Annotated in this window: 16 protein-coding genes and 1 other annotated feature; of the genes, 15 read left to right on the top strand and 1 reads right to left on the bottom strand. The window is 26.7% G+C overall.

The window, feature by feature from the left end:
* Positions 1-4 precede the first annotated feature (4 nt).
* On the top strand, positions 5-1486 hold the full coding sequence (locus tag VJI94_RS01640) for an O-antigen polysaccharide polymerase Wzy family protein (protein ID WP_314938342.1): 1482 nt from the start codon (positions 5-7) through the stop codon (positions 1484-1486).
* A gap of 1 nt (position 1487) precedes the next feature.
* Entirely contained in the window at positions 1488-2522 is a 1035-nt protein-coding gene (locus tag VJI94_RS01635; protein ID WP_324008084.1) for a hypothetical protein, read from the top strand.
* A 45-nt stretch (positions 2523-2567) separates the two neighbouring features.
* Here the strand turns inward: VJI94_RS01635 and yedF are convergent, their stop codons facing one another.
* On the bottom strand, positions 2568-3167 hold the full coding sequence (gene yedF / locus VJI94_RS01630) for a sulfurtransferase-like selenium metabolism protein YedF (RefSeq protein WP_029949084.1): 600 nt from the start codon (positions 3165-3167) through the stop codon (positions 2568-2570).
* A gap of 243 nt (positions 3168-3410) precedes the next feature.
* Here yedF and VJI94_RS01625 point away from each other — a divergent pair, with 243 nt between their 5' ends.
* The 13 genes from VJI94_RS01625 to VJI94_RS01565 all read left to right on the top strand — a co-directional run bounded on the left by VJI94_RS01625 (position 3411) and on the right by VJI94_RS01565 (position 19242).
* Positions 3411-4337 (top strand): DnaJ domain-containing protein, encoded by a 927-nt coding sequence (locus VJI94_RS01625; RefSeq protein WP_004833301.1) that lies wholly within the window; start codon positions 3411-3413, stop codon positions 4335-4337.
* A 144-nt stretch (positions 4338-4481) separates the two neighbouring features.
* Positions 4482-7049 (top strand): ATP-dependent Clp protease ATP-binding subunit, encoded by a 2568-nt coding sequence (locus VJI94_RS01620; RefSeq protein WP_324008083.1) that lies wholly within the window; start codon positions 4482-4484, stop codon positions 7047-7049.
* Between the two features lie 775 nt (positions 7050-7824).
* Positions 7825-8388, top strand: a complete 564-nt coding sequence (gene ahpC / locus VJI94_RS01615) for an alkyl hydroperoxide reductase subunit C (RefSeq protein WP_029949080.1) — start codon at positions 7825-7827, stop codon at positions 8386-8388.
* A gap of 175 nt (positions 8389-8563) precedes the next feature.
* Positions 8564-8746: a binding site (T-box leader), on the top strand.
* Positions 8747-8888: 142 nt separating this feature from the next.
* Positions 8889-11516 carry a valine--tRNA ligase gene (locus VJI94_RS01610; RefSeq protein WP_324008082.1) on the top strand — a complete coding sequence of 876 codons (2628 nt, stop codon included), beginning with the start codon at positions 8889-8891 and terminating at the stop codon, positions 11514-11516.
* A gap of 8 nt (positions 11517-11524) precedes the next feature.
* Positions 11525-11725, top strand: a complete 201-nt coding sequence (locus VJI94_RS01605; RefSeq protein WP_004833312.1) for a hypothetical protein — start codon at positions 11525-11527, stop codon at positions 11723-11725.
* Positions 11703-12224, top strand: a complete 522-nt coding sequence (gene hpt / locus VJI94_RS01600; RefSeq protein WP_004833313.1) for a hypoxanthine phosphoribosyltransferase — start codon at positions 11703-11705, stop codon at positions 12222-12224. The genes VJI94_RS01605 and hpt overlap by 23 nt, the downstream gene beginning before the upstream one ends.
* Positions 12225-12226: 2 nt before the next feature.
* On the top strand, positions 12227-12958 hold the full coding sequence (locus VJI94_RS01595; RefSeq protein ID WP_248109538.1) for a class I SAM-dependent DNA methyltransferase: 732 nt from the start codon (positions 12227-12229) through the stop codon (positions 12956-12958).
* An 80-nt stretch (positions 12959-13038) separates the two neighbouring features.
* On the top strand, positions 13039-14304 hold the full coding sequence (locus VJI94_RS01590) for a DUF819 domain-containing protein (RefSeq protein ID WP_004833315.1): 1266 nt from the start codon (positions 13039-13041) through the stop codon (positions 14302-14304).
* A gap of 2 nt (positions 14305-14306) precedes the next feature.
* Entirely contained in the window at positions 14307-14732 is a 426-nt protein-coding gene (locus tag VJI94_RS01585; protein ID WP_029949074.1) for an OsmC family protein, read from the top strand.
* 110 nt (positions 14733-14842) lie between these two features.
* On the top strand, positions 14843-16216 hold the full coding sequence (locus tag VJI94_RS01580) for a hypothetical protein (RefSeq protein WP_004833317.1): 1374 nt from the start codon (positions 14843-14845) through the stop codon (positions 16214-16216).
* A 98-nt stretch (positions 16217-16314) separates the two neighbouring features.
* On the top strand, positions 16315-17532 hold the full coding sequence (locus VJI94_RS01575; RefSeq protein ID WP_324008081.1) for an ABC transporter substrate-binding protein: 1218 nt from the start codon (positions 16315-16317) through the stop codon (positions 17530-17532).
* 8 nt (positions 17533-17540) lie between these two features.
* On the top strand, positions 17541-18242 hold the full coding sequence (locus VJI94_RS01570; protein WP_324008080.1) for a GTP-binding protein: 702 nt from the start codon (positions 17541-17543) through the stop codon (positions 18240-18242).
* Complete coding sequence (locus VJI94_RS01565; RefSeq protein WP_314719810.1) at positions 18235-19242, top strand: ATP-binding cassette domain-containing protein; 1008 nt, start codon at positions 18235-18237, stop codon at positions 19240-19242. Before VJI94_RS01570 ends, VJI94_RS01565 begins: the two co-directional genes overlap by 8 nt.
* Positions 19243-19337: the final 95 nt, after the last annotated feature.

Genomic DNA, 19337 nt, shown 5'->3' with positions numbered 1-19337 from the left:
TTATATGAATATTACTTTTAGAAAATTTTATTCTTTAATTACCGCGTTCTCTTTTATTTTTACTCTGTTACTTGGAGTAAGTTATTTATATACAGATAGATTGGATATATTACTTTTTACATTGTTGTCTTTTTTTGTCAGCTTAATATTGTTTTGTTTTACAGATATAAAATATTATATAATACATTTATTTTTTTATATAACTATTTTTATATTTCTAGTTTCAAGGCCTACGATAGATTACTTGAGAAGTTATAGTTTTAATACTTATCAAAAAGATGCATATGTTTTTGCGTTTGTTATAGTTATGATTTCACTTTTAGGATTGTTTATTGGAGGAGTAATTTCAAAAGCATTATTAAAAATAAAAAACAAAAAGAGGTTAGATGTAGATAGTAATGATAAGTTAAAAAGCTCTATATGGTTAAAAAATATAAGAATAGTTTCTCTTACTGTATATATATTGACATATCCATTTTATGCTTTAAGACTGATTGAAAGATTAATATTTAAATTAAATACATCTTATTATATTTATTATGCGTCTTTCAAAAGTAATTTGCCTTACTTTACGTATATATTATCAGTTTTTACAGTATATTCGATGTGTGTATATTTAGCATCTAAACCAAATAAAAGAAATGCTACTATAGTTCTGGTAAGTAACCTATTTGCAAATGCAATATATTTATTTATTGGGACCAGAAATCCATTTATTTTAAGCTTAATATTTTCTTTTATATATTATTTTATAAGGGGACAAGAAGATATTAAAAATAAATGGATAGGAGTTAAAGAAAAAATACTAATTTTTACAAGTCTTCCTATAATAATTGTAGGAATGGGACTTTTAAACTATGTCAGAGACAATGTTGAAGTTTCTAATTTTAAAATATTTGATATATTTATAGATTTTATCTATAAACAGGGAACAAGTTTTGGTGTTTTAGCTAAAGGATTTTTGTATAACAGTAATATTGCAGTGAGAAGTTTTACAAACTTTACCTTTGGACCTATTGTTGAGTATTTTACTCATGGGAATTTTGGTAAGTTATTATTTGATACAAAACCATTTACAGCTACAACAAACAGCATTGAGTTGGCAATAAAAAGTAATAGCTATGCACATAATCTTTCTTATATAGCGATGAAAGGTGATTATTTGCAAGGACATGGTTTAGGAAGTAGTTTTATAATGGAAAATTTTACAGATTACGGATATTTGGGTGTATTCTTATTTAGTGTTGCTTTAGGATTTTTATTTATAAGAATGTTAAATGTTTCTTATAGAAATAAAATTTTACCTTTCGTTTGCACATTAATAATATTAAACAATTTGTTTTTTATGCCTAGAAGTAGTTTTTCAGAAAGTTTTTCAATATTACTTACATTCCAATTTTGGTTTATAATTATATTAATTTTTGTAGTGGCAAAATTAATATCAAAAGAAAATTCTTATACAATTTTTAAAATAAAGGAGATATGATATGTTTGAAAACTATTCATTTGGAGATTTATTATCCAATATATATAAAAAGAGAATTTTAAATTTAATAGCATTTTTGCTGTTGAGTATTGCTTTGGTTTGTCCGTTGGTTTTACAAACAATAAATAAAAAAACTATAACAAAAGAAGGAGTGCAATATTCAACTTATGTTGCTTATAAAATAACAGCTCCTGAGAGTGATAATATAAATGCGTTATATAGTAGAAGAGGCTATTCAGATTTTTATGAAAAGCTACTAGTATCTAATCTAAATGGCGCTTATTTATTTAATGATGTAAGCGATAAAGATTTGTCAAAAATGGCTAAAGAATTGGATACATCGGCTGTTACTTTGAAAAATTCTAATGCTGATTATTGGGATAAGAAAGTAGTGGTAAATTATATTTCTACTAATTTAGGGGTTTCTGCTAAAATTTTAACACCAAGTAAAGCTGTAAATGATGTTATTGAAAAGAAATTTGATGAATTAATAAATAAGTATAAATCCGTTTATAAAAATGTTACTATTGAAAAAGTTGAATCAAATTATTCTAAAGAATTAAGCTCTAAAGAAAATGTTAATACAGGATATAGTATGAAAAAATTATTAGTAAAAGTTTTTGCAATTGAAGTAGCTTTAATAATTTTAGTTGCTATCATAAATTTTATTATGTATATATTTGATCCTACAATTAATAGAGAAGGAGATTATAGAAAATACAATATAAAATTTGTTCAGGAAATAAAAAATAATAATGATTTACTTGAAGTTTTGAAATATAAAATTAATAATGAAAATATTGAAGAATTAAGTATACTTAGTTCAAATTCAAAAATTATTGATAAATTAAATGATTTGAATATTGATAAAGTAAATATAGTGAAAACAAATGACTTAAGTAATATAATGAATTTAAAAAATGTTATATTAGTTGAAGAGTATGGAATTACAAGATATTCAGCTTTTGAAAAATTATTGCAAAATATAAAAAATTATGAGAAAAATATAATTGGAGTATTATCATATAAATTATAATTTTAAAAAAACTAAACCGGCTAATGTTAGCCGGTTTTGATTTTTTTAGATATTAATTACTTTTCCTGCATTGAATAATGTTTCGTATATTGAATACATATTACTTATTTCACCAACTAAAAGTTTTTCTTTAAGTTTAAAATAGTCTAGACAAGTTCCGCAAGAAATAATTTCTACTCCTTTTTCTTGAAGTTTCTTTAAGTCATCAATACAAGGTGATCCTTCACAAGTCAATTCAACACCTGAATTAAAAAATACTAGTGTTTTTGGCAATTTTTCGTATTCACTTGAAGTATAAACAAAGCCTTTGATTAACAATTTTCCAAGTTCTTCAGAGCCGTTTCCCATAAAGTTCTTAGAAATAGCTATTACTGTATCTGATGAGTTTTCAACAGAACAAAAGGCACTTGGTTCCTTTAGAGAAGTTTCGTTATTTTTTGATACAAATACATTAAATTCATTATCAGATATTTTCTCAAATTTAAAATCCAGATTGCTACTTTTAGCAAATTTCTCTAAGTTTTTTACTGCAGTATCATTGTCAACTATAACTAAAAAATCTTTTTCTTCTGAACTTTCAACAGCTCTTTTAGTTAAAATCAATGGTTGAGGGCAAGCTAAACCTTTAGCATTTATTTCTTTCATAATTTACCTCCAAAAAAATTAATTTATACAATATAATTATACAATATAAAAATTATTAATACAAGTAAAATAGTTTATATTTTTGTATGCAATATCATGTATGAATTTTTAGTGTACAAATCAATATTAAAATTTAAATAAAGTTAAAAATCATATTTAATTTTTATAAAAATATTGTTTAAATTTTCTATATAGGGTATAATAAAATTAAAGGTCAAAGAAAGTCAAAACAAGGAGGAATTTATGGAATATAAAGATTATTATAAAATTTTAGGCGTCGATAAGAACGCGACTGATGCAGAGATAAAAAAAGAATATAGAAAGTTGGCAAAAAAATATCATCCTGATGTTAATCAAAATAATGAAGCTGCAAGTAATAAATTTAAAGAAATAAATGAAGCTTATGAAGTTTTGTCTGATAAAGAAAAAAGAAAACAATATGATATGTTCGGATCAAATTATAATTTTAGTGGTGGAGATAATTTTGACCCAAGAAATTATGGTTTTAGTGCTTCCTATAGTGGAAGTGATATGGGTGGTTTTTCTGACTTCTTTAATATGTTTTTTGGTGGAAGTGGAAAAACTTCATCACATTTTAGCGGATTTTCAGGATTTGATGGTTTTACAAATTCAAATGCATATTCTGGAAATTCTTACTCAGGATTTGGAAGACAACCTCAAAGACAAAAATATGAAACTAGCTTGAATTTATCTGTTAAAGAAGCATATTCCGGAATAGAGCGAGTACTTTACGTCAATATAAATAATTCTCCTAAAAAAATAACTGTTAAGATACCTAGAGGAATTACAACAGGTAAAAAGGTAAAAGTCAATGGAGATAAGTATAAGCTTGATGGTGATATATATGTAAAAATAAATGTTATAAATGATGAATATAGACTTGAAGGTTTAGACTTAATAAAGACAGTTAGTTTATATCCATGGGAAGCATATTTTGGAGTTACGAAGGTTATTGAAACTTTAAACGGAAATGTTAGAGTTAAGATTCCTGCAAAGATAGAAAGTATGAAAAAAATAAGAATTTCAAACAAGGGATATACTGATTTAAAAGGAAAAACAGGAGATTTATATCTTGAAATAGTTATAAATAACCCTAAAAACTTATCAGGTGAAAAATTAGAATTATATAAAAAATTAATGGAAAAATAAGATTAAAATAATGATATTTAACTTATCTATTACAGAATGTATATGTTAAGTTGAATAAAGTTTTATTATTATGCAATAAATATTTAATTATGTTGAATTTAATTTTTAAGTGAAAAGTTAAATTCAAAAAAAAGGAGGAGTATTATGAATTTAGAAAAATTTAGTAGTGATGCAATGAAAATTGTAGAAGAGTCTCAAAGTTTAGCAATAAAAAATGCAAATGTAGAAATATCAGATATTCATTTACACAAAGCTTTGATTGATAATGATAATATAATTATTAAAATTTTAAATATCATGAATGTAAATATAGATAATTATAGAAATGATGTAAAACTTGCATTTGATAATTTACCTTCACAATATGGAGATTCTAACATTTATCCAAATACCGTTTATCAAAGAATTTTGCTTAATTCCGAAGATGAAATAAAAGGAACAGGAGATAGTACAATTTTACCTGAACATATTTACCTTTCTCTTTTGAAAGAAAAGAATATAAAATCATCAGATATTTTTAGAAAGTATAACATAACATACAACTCTTTTAAATATGCTTTGATGGGAATTAAGAATATGAAAAATGAACATAAAGATGGAAGTACAAGCGAAGAATTGTTAAAATATGGAAGAAATTTAACAGAAGAAGCAAGAAATGGTAAACTTGATCCTGTGATTGGTAGGGATGAAGAAATAAGGCATTCAATTAGAATTTTATCAAGAAGAACAAAAAATAATCCTGTTTTAATAGGCGAACCCGGAGTTGGTAAGACAGCTATTGTTGAAGGATTAGCTCAAAGAATTGTAAATAATGACGTTCCAGATGGATTAAAGAATAAAATAATTTTTTCATTAGATATGGGAAGTTTAATAGCAGGTGCCAAATTTAGAGGAGAATTTGAGGAAAGATTAAAGGCTGTTCTTGAAGAAATCAAAAATTCAGAAGGCGAAATAATTTTATTCATTGATGAAATTCACACTTTAGTTGGTGCAGGAAAAACCGACGGAGCTTTAGATGCATCAAATATGTTAAAGCCGATGCTCGCAAGAGGAGAATTGCATACAATAGGAGCAACAACACTTGATGAATATAGAAAATATATCGAAAAAGATGGAGCATTGGAAAGAAGATTTCAAAAAGTATTGGTAAAGGAACCTACTGTTGAAGATACAATTTCAATTCTTAGAGGAATAAAAGAAAAATACGAAATTCATCATGGAATAAAGATAACTGATTCTGCAGTTATTGCATGTGTAACTCTAAGTGATAGATATATTACTGATAGGTTTTTACCGGACAAGGCGATTGACTTAATGGATGAAGCATCTTCTATGGTAAGAACTGAAATTGACTCAATGCCACAAGAAATTGATGACCTTAGAAGAAAAGTTTTACAATTAGAAATCGAAAAAGCAGGTCTTGTTAAGGAAACTGATGAAATTAGTAAAAAAAGATTGCAAAATTTAGAAGAAGAACTTTCCGATGTGAAAAACAAGTACAATGTTGAACTTGCTAGATGGGAAAGTGATAAAAAAGATATTAATGAAATAAAATCTGTGAAAGCTGAAATTGATTCTGTCAGAATAGATATTGAAAAAGCGGAAAGAGAGTATGATTTTGAAAAACTTTCTGAATTAAGATATGGAAAACTTGCAAATTTAGAATTAAAATTAGCTGAACTTAATGAAAAGAAAAAAGAAAAAGAAAGTTATTTAAAAGAAGAAGTTACTGAAGAAACAATAGCAGAAGTAATTTCAAAATGGACTAATATTCCGATAAAGAAGTTAGTCGAAGGGGAAAAAGAAAAATTATTGCATCTTGGAGAAATTTTGCATAAAAGAGTTGTTGGACAAGATGAGGCAATTGATTTAGTTAGAGATTGTATCTTAAGATCAAGAAGTGGATTAAAAGATGAAAATAAACCTATTGGTTCATTTATTTTCTTAGGTCCTACAGGAGTTGGTAAAACAGAATTAGCAAAAACATTATGTGAAAGTATGTTTGATAGCGAAAAAAATCTTGTTAGAATAGATATGAGTGAATATATGGAAAAACATTCAGTTTCAAGACTTATAGGAGCACCTCCAGGATATGTAGGATATGATGAAGGAGGACAACTTACAGAAAGAGTTAGAAGAAATCCATATTGTGTAATTTTATTTGATGAAATAGAAAAAGCTCATCCGGATGTATTTAACATCTTATTACAAGTTCTTGATGATGGAAGACTTACTGATAATCAAGGAAGGGTGGTTGACTTTAAAAATACTATTATAATTATGACTTCCAATATAGGTTCAACTTACTTGCTTGATGGAATTGATGAAAATGGCAAAATAACAAAAGAAGCTGAAAATGAGGTTATGAAAGAATTAAAGAATTCTTTTAGACCTGAATTTTTAAATAGAGTTGATGATATAGTACTATTCAAACCATTACAAAAAGAAGAACTTTATAAGATAATTGATATGACTGTTTCAGAAATTGAAAACAGATTAAAAGATATTGGAGTAAAGATTAATTTAGATGAAGATTGTAAAAAGTTAATTTTAGATTCAACTTATTCATTTAACTACGGAGCTAGAATAATAAAAAGATACATTCAAAAAAATATTGAAACTGAAATAGCTACAAAGATAATTGAAGGAAAAATTACTCCAAACTCCACAATAAATTTTAAAAATATAAATGGAAAAATTTGTATTTCATAAACTTATATTTTATAGACAAAAAGAGCTGAGAATAAAAAAATCTTAGCTCTTTTTGTATTTTTATAAAATTTTTTCACAAAAATTAAAAAATGTGGTATAATCATTGCGGTTATGAGATGTATTTTTTATAATGTATATTGTTATATAAAATATATATTATATTTATAGTTAAAATATAATTTTAATGATAGATTTCTTAATTTATTATTAAAATAATTATGGAGGAAGTTATGTATTTGATAAAAGAAAAGATAGCTCCTGAATTTCAAAGTCAGGATTTTGAGCTTAATATTGAGGCTATAAGTCTTAGATCTAAAAAATTTGAAATTAATACTAATCCACGATGAATAGTCAAAATTTAGAAGGAGACGGGAAATTATTTCAAGGATTTGAAATTAATCCTCCCAAGAGTTTAGTAGATTATATATTTGACAAAAATATATCTTCATGGCAAAAAATGATAAGATTTCAACCTTATTTTTTTTCAATAGTAACTGTAGTAATAATATTTTTTGTGTTTATTAAGATATTAAGAGTAAAAAAATTGGTTCAGTAATTAGCATTGAAGACTAAAATTATCAATTTGTTAATTTATTAACACAAAAATTGCATTAATAAATTAAGATTATATATTTTTTTAAATAGCAAAAAAATTAGTGAATGTTTTTTTATTTTATTTTTTAAACTTAATGATTGAACCTTTTTGTTTGAAAATTTTAAAAAGTGGTATAATAAAACTGTCTTAGTAAAAGAGGCAAATATAGGAGGTATTAGTATGAGTTTAATTGGAAAGAAAATTGAAGAATTTGATGTTCCAGCATATTATGATGGGGACATAATAAGAGTATCAAATAAAGATTTAGAAGGTAAATGGAGTGTTTTCTTCTTCTACCCTGGAGATTTTACATTCGTATGTCCAACTGAATTGGAAGATTTAGCACTAAGTTATGATAAATTTAAAGCTATTGACTGCGAAATTTATTCAGTATCTACTGATTCTGAATTTGTTCACAAGGCTTGGTGGGATGCATCTGAAACTATTAGAAAAATTCAATATCCAATGATTTCAGATAGAGCTTTAGCTCTTTCAGAACAATTTGGTGTTTTGATTGAAGGAGAAGGACAAGCATTAAGAGGAACTTTCGTTGTAAATCCTCAAGGTGAAATAGTTCTTTATGAAGTAAATGCTAATGGAATCGGCAGAAACGCTAAAGAATTATTAAGAAAAGTTCAAGCTGCTCAATTTGTTGCAAAACATGGAGATAAAGTATGTCCTGCAAGATGGGAACCGGGTGATGAAACATTAACTCCAGGATTAGATTTAGTTGGTAAAATTTAGTTATAAATTATTTTAGACCGATATTGTATTTCGGTCTTTTTTTTATTTTGAAACAACGTGATTTTTAGCGATGTATTTAATAGAAATTATTGTAAGCAAGTGTATTATTTTTGTTGAAAATTAATTATTTTCGTGTTATAATATATCTAATATTTTTATGTAAATAGAAAATTAAATATAGGCATATAAAAGAGGAGTAACTTAAAAGGAATTTTTAGAGAGAATTTGTTTGGTGAAAAAATTTAATTCGTTTTTTGTGAAGGTAGCTTTTTAGCTTTGAAAAACGGGTAATTTCGTTATAAATTAGAGAGTCATTTTTATGAAAATTAGGTGGTACCGCGATAACTTCGTCCTATGTATAGGACGAAGTTTTTTTATAAAGTAACGATGTTCAAAACTTTCGTCAGATGTAAAATATCACATTAAGAAGAAAAAATTATTATAGAGTACCGACCTGCCGAAAAGTATCATAAGAGTAGATTCTATGTTTAGGAGGCTTTATGAAAAATTTAGAAAAAACTTATAATCCAAAAGATTTCGAAAAAAAAATTTATGATAGTTGGTTAGAAGATAAAGATTTTGTTGCAAGAGTAAATCCCGATAAGGTACCGTATACTATTGTTATGCCACCTCCAAATGTAACCGGTAATTTACATTTAGGACATGCACTTAACAATACTATTCAAGACATTTTAATTCGTTGGAAAAGAATGAGTGGTTATGAGGCACTTTGGGTTCCTGGAACTGACCATGCGTCCATTTCTACAGAGGCAAAAGTTGTTGAAAAAATAAAGAAAGACGGTAATTCTAAAGAAAAACTTGGAAGAGACGGGTTTTTAGAAGAAGCATGGGACTGGACTGAAAAATACGGAGGAAATATTAAAAATCAATTAAAAACACTAGGTGTTTCTTGTGATTGGTCAAGAGATGCATTTACTTTAGATGAGAATCTTTCTAAGGCAGTTGAAGAAGTTTTTATAAAGATGTACGATGATGGATTAATTTATAGAGGAGATAGAATTGTAAACTGGTGTTGTAATTGTGGAACTGCTATTTCTGATGCTGAAGTTGAGCATTTAGATGAGGATGGACATTTTTATTATATTAAATATTTTTTTAAAGATAGTGAAGAATATTTAACAATTGCAACTACAAGACCTGAAACAATGCTCGGAGATCTTGCTGTTGCAGTACATCCTAACGACGAAAGGTATAAAGATAAGGTTGGAAAGACTTTAATTTTACCTATTTTGAACATTGAAATTCCTTTGATAGCGGATGAATATGTTGATATGGAATTTGGAACGGGATGTGTAAAAATAACCCCTTCACATGACCCTAATGACTTTGAGGTCGGAAGTAGACATGATTTAGGTCAAAAACTTATTATGGATTATAGCGGAAAAATTGCCAAAGGATTTGGTAAATTTTCAGGTTTAGAAAGAGAAGTTGCGAGAAAAGAAATCGTAAAAGAACTTGAAAAACAAGGCTATTTGATTAAAATTGAATCTCACAACCACGCCGTTGGACATTGTGAAAGATGTAATACAACGATTGAGCCAATTATATCAAAACAATGGTTTGTTAAAATGGAAGAATTAGCAAAACCTGCTAAACAAGCTTATTTAGATGGAAAATTAAATATTATTCCGGAAAGATTTGGAAAAGTTTATATAAATTGGTTAGATAATATTAAAGACTGGTGTATTTCTCGTCAATTATGGTGGGGACATAGACTTCCAGTATATTATTGTAAAGAAACCGGAGAAGTTGTTGTAAGTAGAACAGAACCAAATGAAGATGGAAAAACTTTCGTTAGAGATGAAGATACTTTAGATACTTGGTTTTCTTCTGCTTTATGGCCATTCTCAACTTTAGGTTGGCCTGATGAAACTGAAGATTTAAAATATTTTTTTCCAACCAATACTTTAGTTACAGGTTATGATATTCTATTTTTCTGGGTTATCAGGATGGTATTTTCAAGTTTATATAATCTTAATGAGGTTCCTTTTAAAAATGTATATTTTACAGGATTAATTAGAGATGAGCTTGGAAGAAAAATGAGTAAATCTTTAGGGAATGGAATTGATCCAATTGAAATAATTGATAAATATGGTGCAGATGCCTTAAGATTTACATTAGTTGGAGGAAACACTCCAGGAAATGATATGAGATTCTATGAAAAAAGAGTAGAGTCTAATAGAAATTTTGCCAATAAACTTTGGAATGCATCAAGATTTGTTCTTATGAACTTAAATGATGAAGAAATTTATGATATTGATTTAAATAAAATAGAAATAGAAGATAAGTGGATTTTGACGAGACTAAATAGAACCATTGAAGAATTAACAGAAAATCTTTCAAAATTTGAATTTGGTTTAGCATCAGTTAAAATTTATGATTTTATATGGAATGAATTTTGCGATTGGTACATTGAGTTTTCTAAAACCAGACTGTATGGAGATAATCTTGGTAAAAAAATTGTTGTAAAATCTGTCTTAGTATATGTTTTGAATAACATTTTAAAATTATTGCATCCATTTATGCCATTTATAACTGAAGAAATTTATTCTTTTATGCCTAATTCAGTTGGAAAACTTATTAATGCAAATTTCCCGGTATATAATGAAAAGAATATGTTTATTGAAGAAGAAACTGAAGTTGAAAACCTAATTGAAACAATTACTGCAATTAGAAACAAGAGAAGTGAAAAGAATATTCCGCCTTCAAAGAAATCGGATTTGTATTTTATTTCAAGTAATGAGGTTACAAAAAAATATACTTGTTCATTGGAACATTTATACAGATTTTTAGCATCTTGTTCTAAGGTATTAGTAATGGATAAAGATGAAGAAATTGCAAATTCTATGGTTGTAATTTGTAATAATCAAAAAATTTATATTCCATTAGATGGACTTGTAGACTATGAAAAAGAATTAGAAAAATTAAATTTAGATTTACAAAAATATGAAGGAGAAATAAAAAGAGCCTCTTCTAAACTTTCAAATGAGAAGTTTGTTAATAACGCTCCTGAAAAAGTTGTAAATGAGGAAAGAGAAAAATTGAAAAAATATCAAAATATTTATGACGAAATAGTGTCAAGTATTAAGAAAATAAAGAATAATTAGGTGATTTTATGAATATAGATTTTAATGTTATATTTATGACTTTTTTAATTATAATACTTGTTAGTATTCAATATACTTTAAATAAAATATTGATAATTTTAAAAGAAATTAAAGATTCCGAAAAGAAAAAATTAGAATTAAGAAAAAATAAAAATGATAAAAAAGTTCCAAAGGAGGATTATTTTGATGAACAAAAGAGAAGTTACTAGATTTACAAGAGAAGAAATTGCAAATAAGGTAAAAGAACTCGGAAAACAAATTTCAAAAGACTATACCGGAAAAGAATTAGTGGCTATAGGTCTTTTAAGAGGCAGTTTTGTTTTTCTCGCAGATTTAGTTAGAGAGATAGATAATCCCATAGTGGTTGATTTTATAACGACATCATCTTATGAGCATTCTGAAATTTCAACAGGTACAGTTAATATCCTTTCTGATCTTAGAGAAAACATCGAGGGAAAAGATGTTTTAATTGTAGATGATATTATGGATTCAGGAAATACTTTAAAAAATATTAGAGAATACATTTTAACTAAAAATCCAAATAGTGTTAAAACCTGTGTAATGCTTGATAAACCTTGCAGAAGAGAGGTCGATATAGTTCCGGATTATTTTGGGTTTGAAATTGAAGACTGGTTTATAGTTGGTTATGGACTTAATTATGGAAATAAGTATAGAAATATTCCTTATATTTTTTCTTATGAGGATTAAAGATGTACGATAAATTTTCTTATATTTATGATGAACTTATGAAAGGGCAAGTAGATTATGATTTACTTGCCTCTAATGTTATACAAATTTGCGATAAATATAAAATTGCTGTAAAAAATATATTAGAATGTGGAATGGGTAGTGGAAATTTAACTGAAAAATTTTTAAAAAGAAAAATTGATGTTGACGGTTTTGATATTTCAGATAATATGTTGTCAATTGCTTATAACAAATTGCTTGACTATAATAATGTTAATATTATGAAGGGAGATATAAGAACTTTTTCCGCTAATAAAAAATATAATTTAATATGTTGTTTTTTTGATGTTTTGAATTATCTAAAAAGCTTAAATGAAATAGAATTATTTTTACAAAATGCTCGAAAACAGATGGATAAAAATTCAATTTTGATGTTTGATATAAATTCAGAATATAAACTTAAAGAATATTTAGGAAATAATACTTTTGTAATTGAAGAGGACAATATTTTTTATGTATGGAGAAATTTTCTTTATAAAAAATATATTGATTTTGAAATTGATTTTTTTATAAGAAACAAAAATAATACTTATGAAAAAATTAAAGAAAGACAAAGGCAATATATTCATTCGGAAAATGATATAGTAAGATTAATTAGTAAAAATAAATATGAAATTTTGGAGATTTTAGATTTTGAAACTTTTAAGAACAAGAGTGAAAATAGCTATAGAATATTATATGTCTTAAAAATTTAAGTTTGACAAATATAATCAATGAGTATATAATTATAGAAGAATGTGAAAAGCATTCCATATATTTTTATAGGAGGTATTTTATGTTATATTTTGCTCAAGAAGTGGCAAAACAAAAATATTGGTCACTTATCAAGATAGATAACACTTTAGTATTGTTAGCTATTTTATGTGCAATAGCTGCATTCAGTATTTATCTTGAACAAACTTATAGCTGGGCAGGAAAAGTTACAGGCTGTATTTTAGCATTGGCTTTTACGATGGTTTTATCAAATCTTAAAATTATCCCGGCAGAAGATACAACAGCATATGATATAGTATGGGGTTGGGTAGTTCCTCTTGCAATTCCTATGTTACTCTTCAAAGCAGACTTAAAGAAAGTTTGGAAAGAATCAGGAAGACTTATAGGAATTTATTTGCTTAGTGGTCTTGGAACAATTTTGGGAGCATTTATTGCGTTTTTCTTGTTGAGAAATTTTATTCCGGAACTTTATAAACTAAGTGCAATGATGGTAGGAACTTATACTGGTGGTAGTATGAACTTAACTGCTATGGCAGATGCTTTTCCTTTAACTGATAAAGGATTACTTGGTTCTGCAGTTGTAGCTGATAACTTATTTATGGGAATTTACTTTGTAAGTTTAACAATTATTCCTACAATGAAATTTTTCAGGAAACATTATTCACATCCTTATGAAGATGAAATGGAAAAATTAGGTTCTGCAGGAGAAAACAAAGCTGCACAATTTTGGACTAAAAAAGATGTTTCATTGTTAGATGTTGCAAAAGTTGTTTCTATTTCATTTGCAATAGTTGCAATTTCAACAGAATTAGGTGCGTATATTTCAGGATTTAAGCCTGATACTAAAACAATGGGAACAGGATTAAAATTCCTTGTTGATTTATTATTCGGTTTGTTAGGTAGTAAGTATTTATTAATGACTACTATTACAGTTATTTTAGCTACTTATACTAAATTCTTAACTAAAATTTCAGGTGCAGAAGAAATTGGTACATTCTTAATTCATATTTTCTTTGGAGCAATCGGTGCACCTGCATCAATTGAAATTATTTTGAAGAAAGCACCATGGTTATTGGTATTCTGTATTCTTATTGTAGTTATAAATATGCTTATTTCATTTATTTTTGGTAAAATTTTCAGATATTCAATCGAAGAAGTTTGTATTGCATCAAATGCTAATATCGGAGGTCCAACAACAGCAGCAGCACTTGCTATTGCGAGAGGTTGGAATCAATTAGTTGTTCCTGCAATGTTAGTTGGTATTTTAGGATATGTTATCGGTAACTATTATGGTGTATTTATCGGTAATATATTGAAGTTGTTTTAGTTATGATTTGTAGTATAAGATTAGAAAAAAATGGAGAGATGATTTTATCCAGTAATGGTCAGGAGATAGTTACACATAGTTTAAAATGTAAAGAAGCAAATTCCGGATATATGTCTCCAGGAGCTATGTTTATGGGTGCTCTTGCAGGTTGTAAACTTTTAACTTTCATAAAGTCATCAAAATATTATAAAATTGATTTTGAAGATTTGAATATTGAAGTTGAAGCGGATGTTGTAAATACTGATAATATTGGAGATACTCCATTTAAGAACCAAGAATATTCAGAAATAAGGACAAAATATTTTTTAAAAACAGATGCAAGTATTGATGATATTGAGAAAGTGATTAAGCTTGCAGGAAAAATTTGCACTGTAAATATAGCTGTTGATAAAAATATAAAACAAACACATACAATAGAATTATTATAGAATTATTTTAAATCACAGATTGTTTAATCTGTGATTTTTTATGCTTTAAGGAACTTTACAATAGTATGTATTAATGATATAATAGCTCATATAAAGAGTTGGAGGAAAATATGAAAAATAGATTTTTACTTATGTTAACGTTATTTTGCTTTTTGTTGAGCAATACGTATAGAACTGAGGCAGAACAAAATAATTTGACTGATAATTATAGAATTTATGAACCATTTAATTTATCTGATACTAAGAATTTGGAATTAACCGGAGAGTCGAAGATAGACTTTTCAAATGCAACTTCAAATGAAAATAAATTGGATGGGATATATAAAGCCAATTATACTCTAAAAAGTACAAATAATGGGAATTCTACTTTAAAAATGGGGTTAACATTTAATAGCAGCATTGAAAAATTAAGTAAATTTTCAATAAAGATGGATGGTGCAGATATTCCATATTCTTTTAAATTTTTGAATGATAAATTTAAATCTCCAACAGGTAGTGAATTTTATAAAGAGATTGTAAGTAATATAGATTCTCCGGCTTATGAACCTGTTAATTTCAAAAAAGATGATGTTGGAACTCTTAGGAAATTCAATTTAGAATCGAATAAGGCTGAAAACTTAAAATATGAGATTACAATTAAATACTCCACAGATAAGACAAAATTATTCTTATCCGGTGGAGAAGATATAAAAGTTGAAGAAAATAAGAATAATAAAACTTTAATTTTAACTCATGAATTTAGCGGAAAGAGTAAAACACCTATTCTATATACTATTGGAAAAGATGTAAATATAACAACTAAGGTGTTTTCAGGAGATAAGCAAGTAAATTCTGGATACAAAGAAAATATTGAAAAATCATCAATTAATGTTGAAAATTTTATGAAGACTATATTTTTAGGAGAAGTTCCGGAAAATGTTCGTCAAAGATTTTCAGAAGATAATTTATATGAAATTTTTGTTGAAAACTTTGATAAAATTTTAGGTGGTAGTGGATATGACAGTTTAGGAGTTTTAAAACCAACGGCAGACAAACAAATTGTTGTAACTTTTGAAACTTCAATTGAACCTAAAGTTGAGAAAAAGTTAAATGTTGAATATCCAATTTCTGCAACTATTACAACTGTAAATAATATTAATGTTATGAAATTAAATTTAGAAAGTTCTCCATTTTCTACTTTTGATAGTTTTAAGAATTTTAAATATAATTTATTAGGAAATGATGAATACAAATATATTATAAATTCAAATGTAAAGTATTATAACACCAAAAATGGTTCAGAAATAACATTAGCAAAAGCCTCAACAGAACTTATAACAAATTTAGTTTATAAAGAAAAATATGTAAAAGGACTTAGCGAAAAAGAGCCAAAATCATATACTAATTATGCACTCATTATGTTAGGAGTTGTGGAAATAGTAGGAGTGTTATATTTAAAAAATGTTTATTTTAAGAGTAAAAAAGTCAATAGAAGAAAAAGATAGAAATCGAAAATTATTTTCGATTTTTTTCATTATATTGCATTTGCAACATACACATTAAAAAATTTGTTGTAATATTATTTCACTGTTAGGAGGTAATTATGGAAAAAATAAATTTTGATGATAAATTATATAATATTTTAAATGGAAACGAAAAACTTTTACAGTTTTTTATAAATAATGGTTTTGATCAATTAAAAAATGAAAAAATGTTAAAAACAATGGGTAAAATGGTTTCTTTAAATATGGCTTTAAAAGTTAGAGGAATTAATAAAGCTGCTTTCGAAGAAAAGCTAGATTTATTTTTGAATGATGAACATAGCACTGTTGATAAATCACTTGAAGAAGAAAAAATTATTTCAGGTGATGTTATTGTAAGAGGTGTTTTGCCATGCCCTCTAAAAATTCCAATTTTAGAAGCTTTTGATAAATTTGTTGAAGATGAAAAGACGAATGATTTAACAATTGGATATGAACTAAAGTCAGCAAATTTGGGTTTAGATTGGATTGAAAATGATATTGATTCCGGAGATATTAATAAGGTTGCAGATATTATGATTTCAGCAGGTTTTGAGTTATTTTTTGATAAAGATAAATTTGGGAAATTTTTTGAAGAGGATAAATTTTATATAGAAAATAAGCAGATGAATAAAGACTTTGATAATGAAAAAATCTGTTTAAGAGATCCAAAAAATATCTACAATATTATTGCAGTAGTTCCTTGTGTATTTTTAGTGAATGAAAATAATCTTAATGGAAGAAAAATTCCTACTTCTTGGGATGATTTACTTTTTAGTGGAGAGTATACAGATAGTGTTGCAATACCATTATCTGATTTGGATATGTTCAATGCTTTAGTTGTGAATATTTATGCAAAATGGGGAATTAAAGGAATTAAGGCATTGGCAAAGATATATAAAAAGAGTTTACATCCTGCTGAAATGGTTAAGAAAAAAGGAGATTCAAAAAACAATCCACTTGTTAGTATAACTCCATATTTTTTCACACAAATGGTGTCAAGAAGTTCAGCACTAAAAGTTGTTTGGCCAAAGGATGGTGCAATTGTCAGCCCTGTGTTTATAATGGCTAAAAAGGATAATGAAAAAGCACAAAAGGTTGTTGAATTTTTTAGAAATGAAGATGTTGGAAAATTACTTTCTTCAAACGGAAAATTTCCTACTACGATATATGGTGTAGATAATATGTTGGATAAAGATTGTGGATTTCTATTCTGTGGTTGGGATTATATTCACAATAATGATATAGTAAAGATTATGAAAGAATCTGAAAAGATTTTTAATGAAGAAATATTAAAATAGAGGTTTATATGAATTTAGTAGTATTTTCAGGTCCTCCTTCATCAGGGAAGACCAGTGTAATAGTAAAGACAATTGAAAGCTTAAAAAATAGAGGTATTAAAGCAGGAGTTGTAAAATTTGACTGTCTATATACTGATGATGATTTAATTTATGAAAAAAACAATATTTTAGTTAGAAAAGGCCTTTCTGGTGCTTTATGTCCAGATCATTTCTTTGTATCCAATATTGAAGAAGTTGTTCAATGGGGAATAAGCAATAACCTAGATATTTTAATTACGGAATCTGCAGGACTTTGTAATAGATGTTCACCCTATATAAAAAATATAAAAGCAGTTTGTGTTATTGATAACTTATCAGGTATAAATACACCTAAAAAAATAGGTCCGATGTTAAAAAGTGCGGATTATGTTGTTATAACAAAAGGAGATATTGTTTCACAGGCCGAAAGAGAAGTTTTTTCATCAAGAGTTGCATCTGTTAATCCAAGTGCTATAGTTATGAATATAAATGGTCTCACAGGACAAGGAACTTATGAATTAAGTACTTTATTATATGATGAAAATAACTCAATAAATACAGTAAATGGTATGGAATTAAAATTTGCAATGCCAACTGCATTATGTTCCTACTGCTTGGGAGAAAAGAAAATAGGGGCGAAATATCAAATGGGAAATATCAAAAAAATGAAATTGGAGGATAAAAATGCGTAATCTAAAAATTGAAAAATTAATTGAAAAATATCCTTTTGTTGAAGTTTTTTTTGAAGAAAATAACTTTGATATTTCAAATAGTAAACATTTATCATTTGCAGAGTATTTACATTCATTTTCTGAAGAAGAAAAAGAAGAACTTGCAATAGATGAAGAATTGCTTTGTGATTCATTAGAAATATATATAAATCAAATGAAAAGTTTTTTAGGACTAGAAGATGATGAAGTAAATTCAATAACTCTACTTGCCGGTACAGATAAGTTCGGTAATAGAGAAAACTATGATGAATTTAAAATTAATAAATCAGAAATAGTTTCAATAGTTGGACCAACAGGAAGTGGAAAATCAAGACTATTAGGAGATATTGAATGGGTAGCAGATAGAGATACTCCCACTAATAGAAAAATTTTAATAAATGGGAAAGACGCTGATAAGAAATGGAGATTAAGTGCTAATAATAAATTAGTATCTCAACTTTCTCAAAATATGAATTTTGTTATGGATTTATCCGCTTATGAATTTATAGAACTTCACGCTAAAAGTAGAATGGTTGAAAATGAAGAAGAAGTAATTAACAAAATAATTGTAGAGGCAAATAAACTTGCAGGAGAAAAATTTGACTTAAATACTCCTATAACTTCATTAAGTGGTGGACAGTCCAGAGCTTTAATGATTGCAGATACAGCAATTTTAAGTTCATCTCCGATTGTTTTGATTGATGAGATTGAAAATGCAGGAATTGATAGGAAAAAAGCATTAGATTTATTAGTTAGTGAAAATAAAATTGTATTAATGGCAACACACGATCCAATACTTGCATTAATTGCTGATAAGAGAATTGTAATAAATAATGGAGCGATAGTTGCTATACATGAAACAACTGAAAAAGAAAAGGAATTACTTTTAGAACTTGAAAAAATGGATAATGTTATTCAGGATTTAAGAAAAGAATTAAGATATGGGAACTCACTTTCCAATTTTAAAATAAATTCTAAATGATTGACTTTTTTAATTTGCTGTATTATAATACTTTTATAAAGTATATATTGTACAGTGAAACAGGAGGAAATTATTATGAAATCGAGAACAATTTC

It is taken from the genome of Parvimonas sp. D9 (assembly GCF_035282565.1).
GTDB classification, from domain to species: domain Bacteria; phylum Bacillota; class Clostridia; order Tissierellales; family Peptoniphilaceae; genus Parvimonas; species Parvimonas micra.
This window is presented reverse-complemented; position numbering and strand designations above follow the sequence as displayed.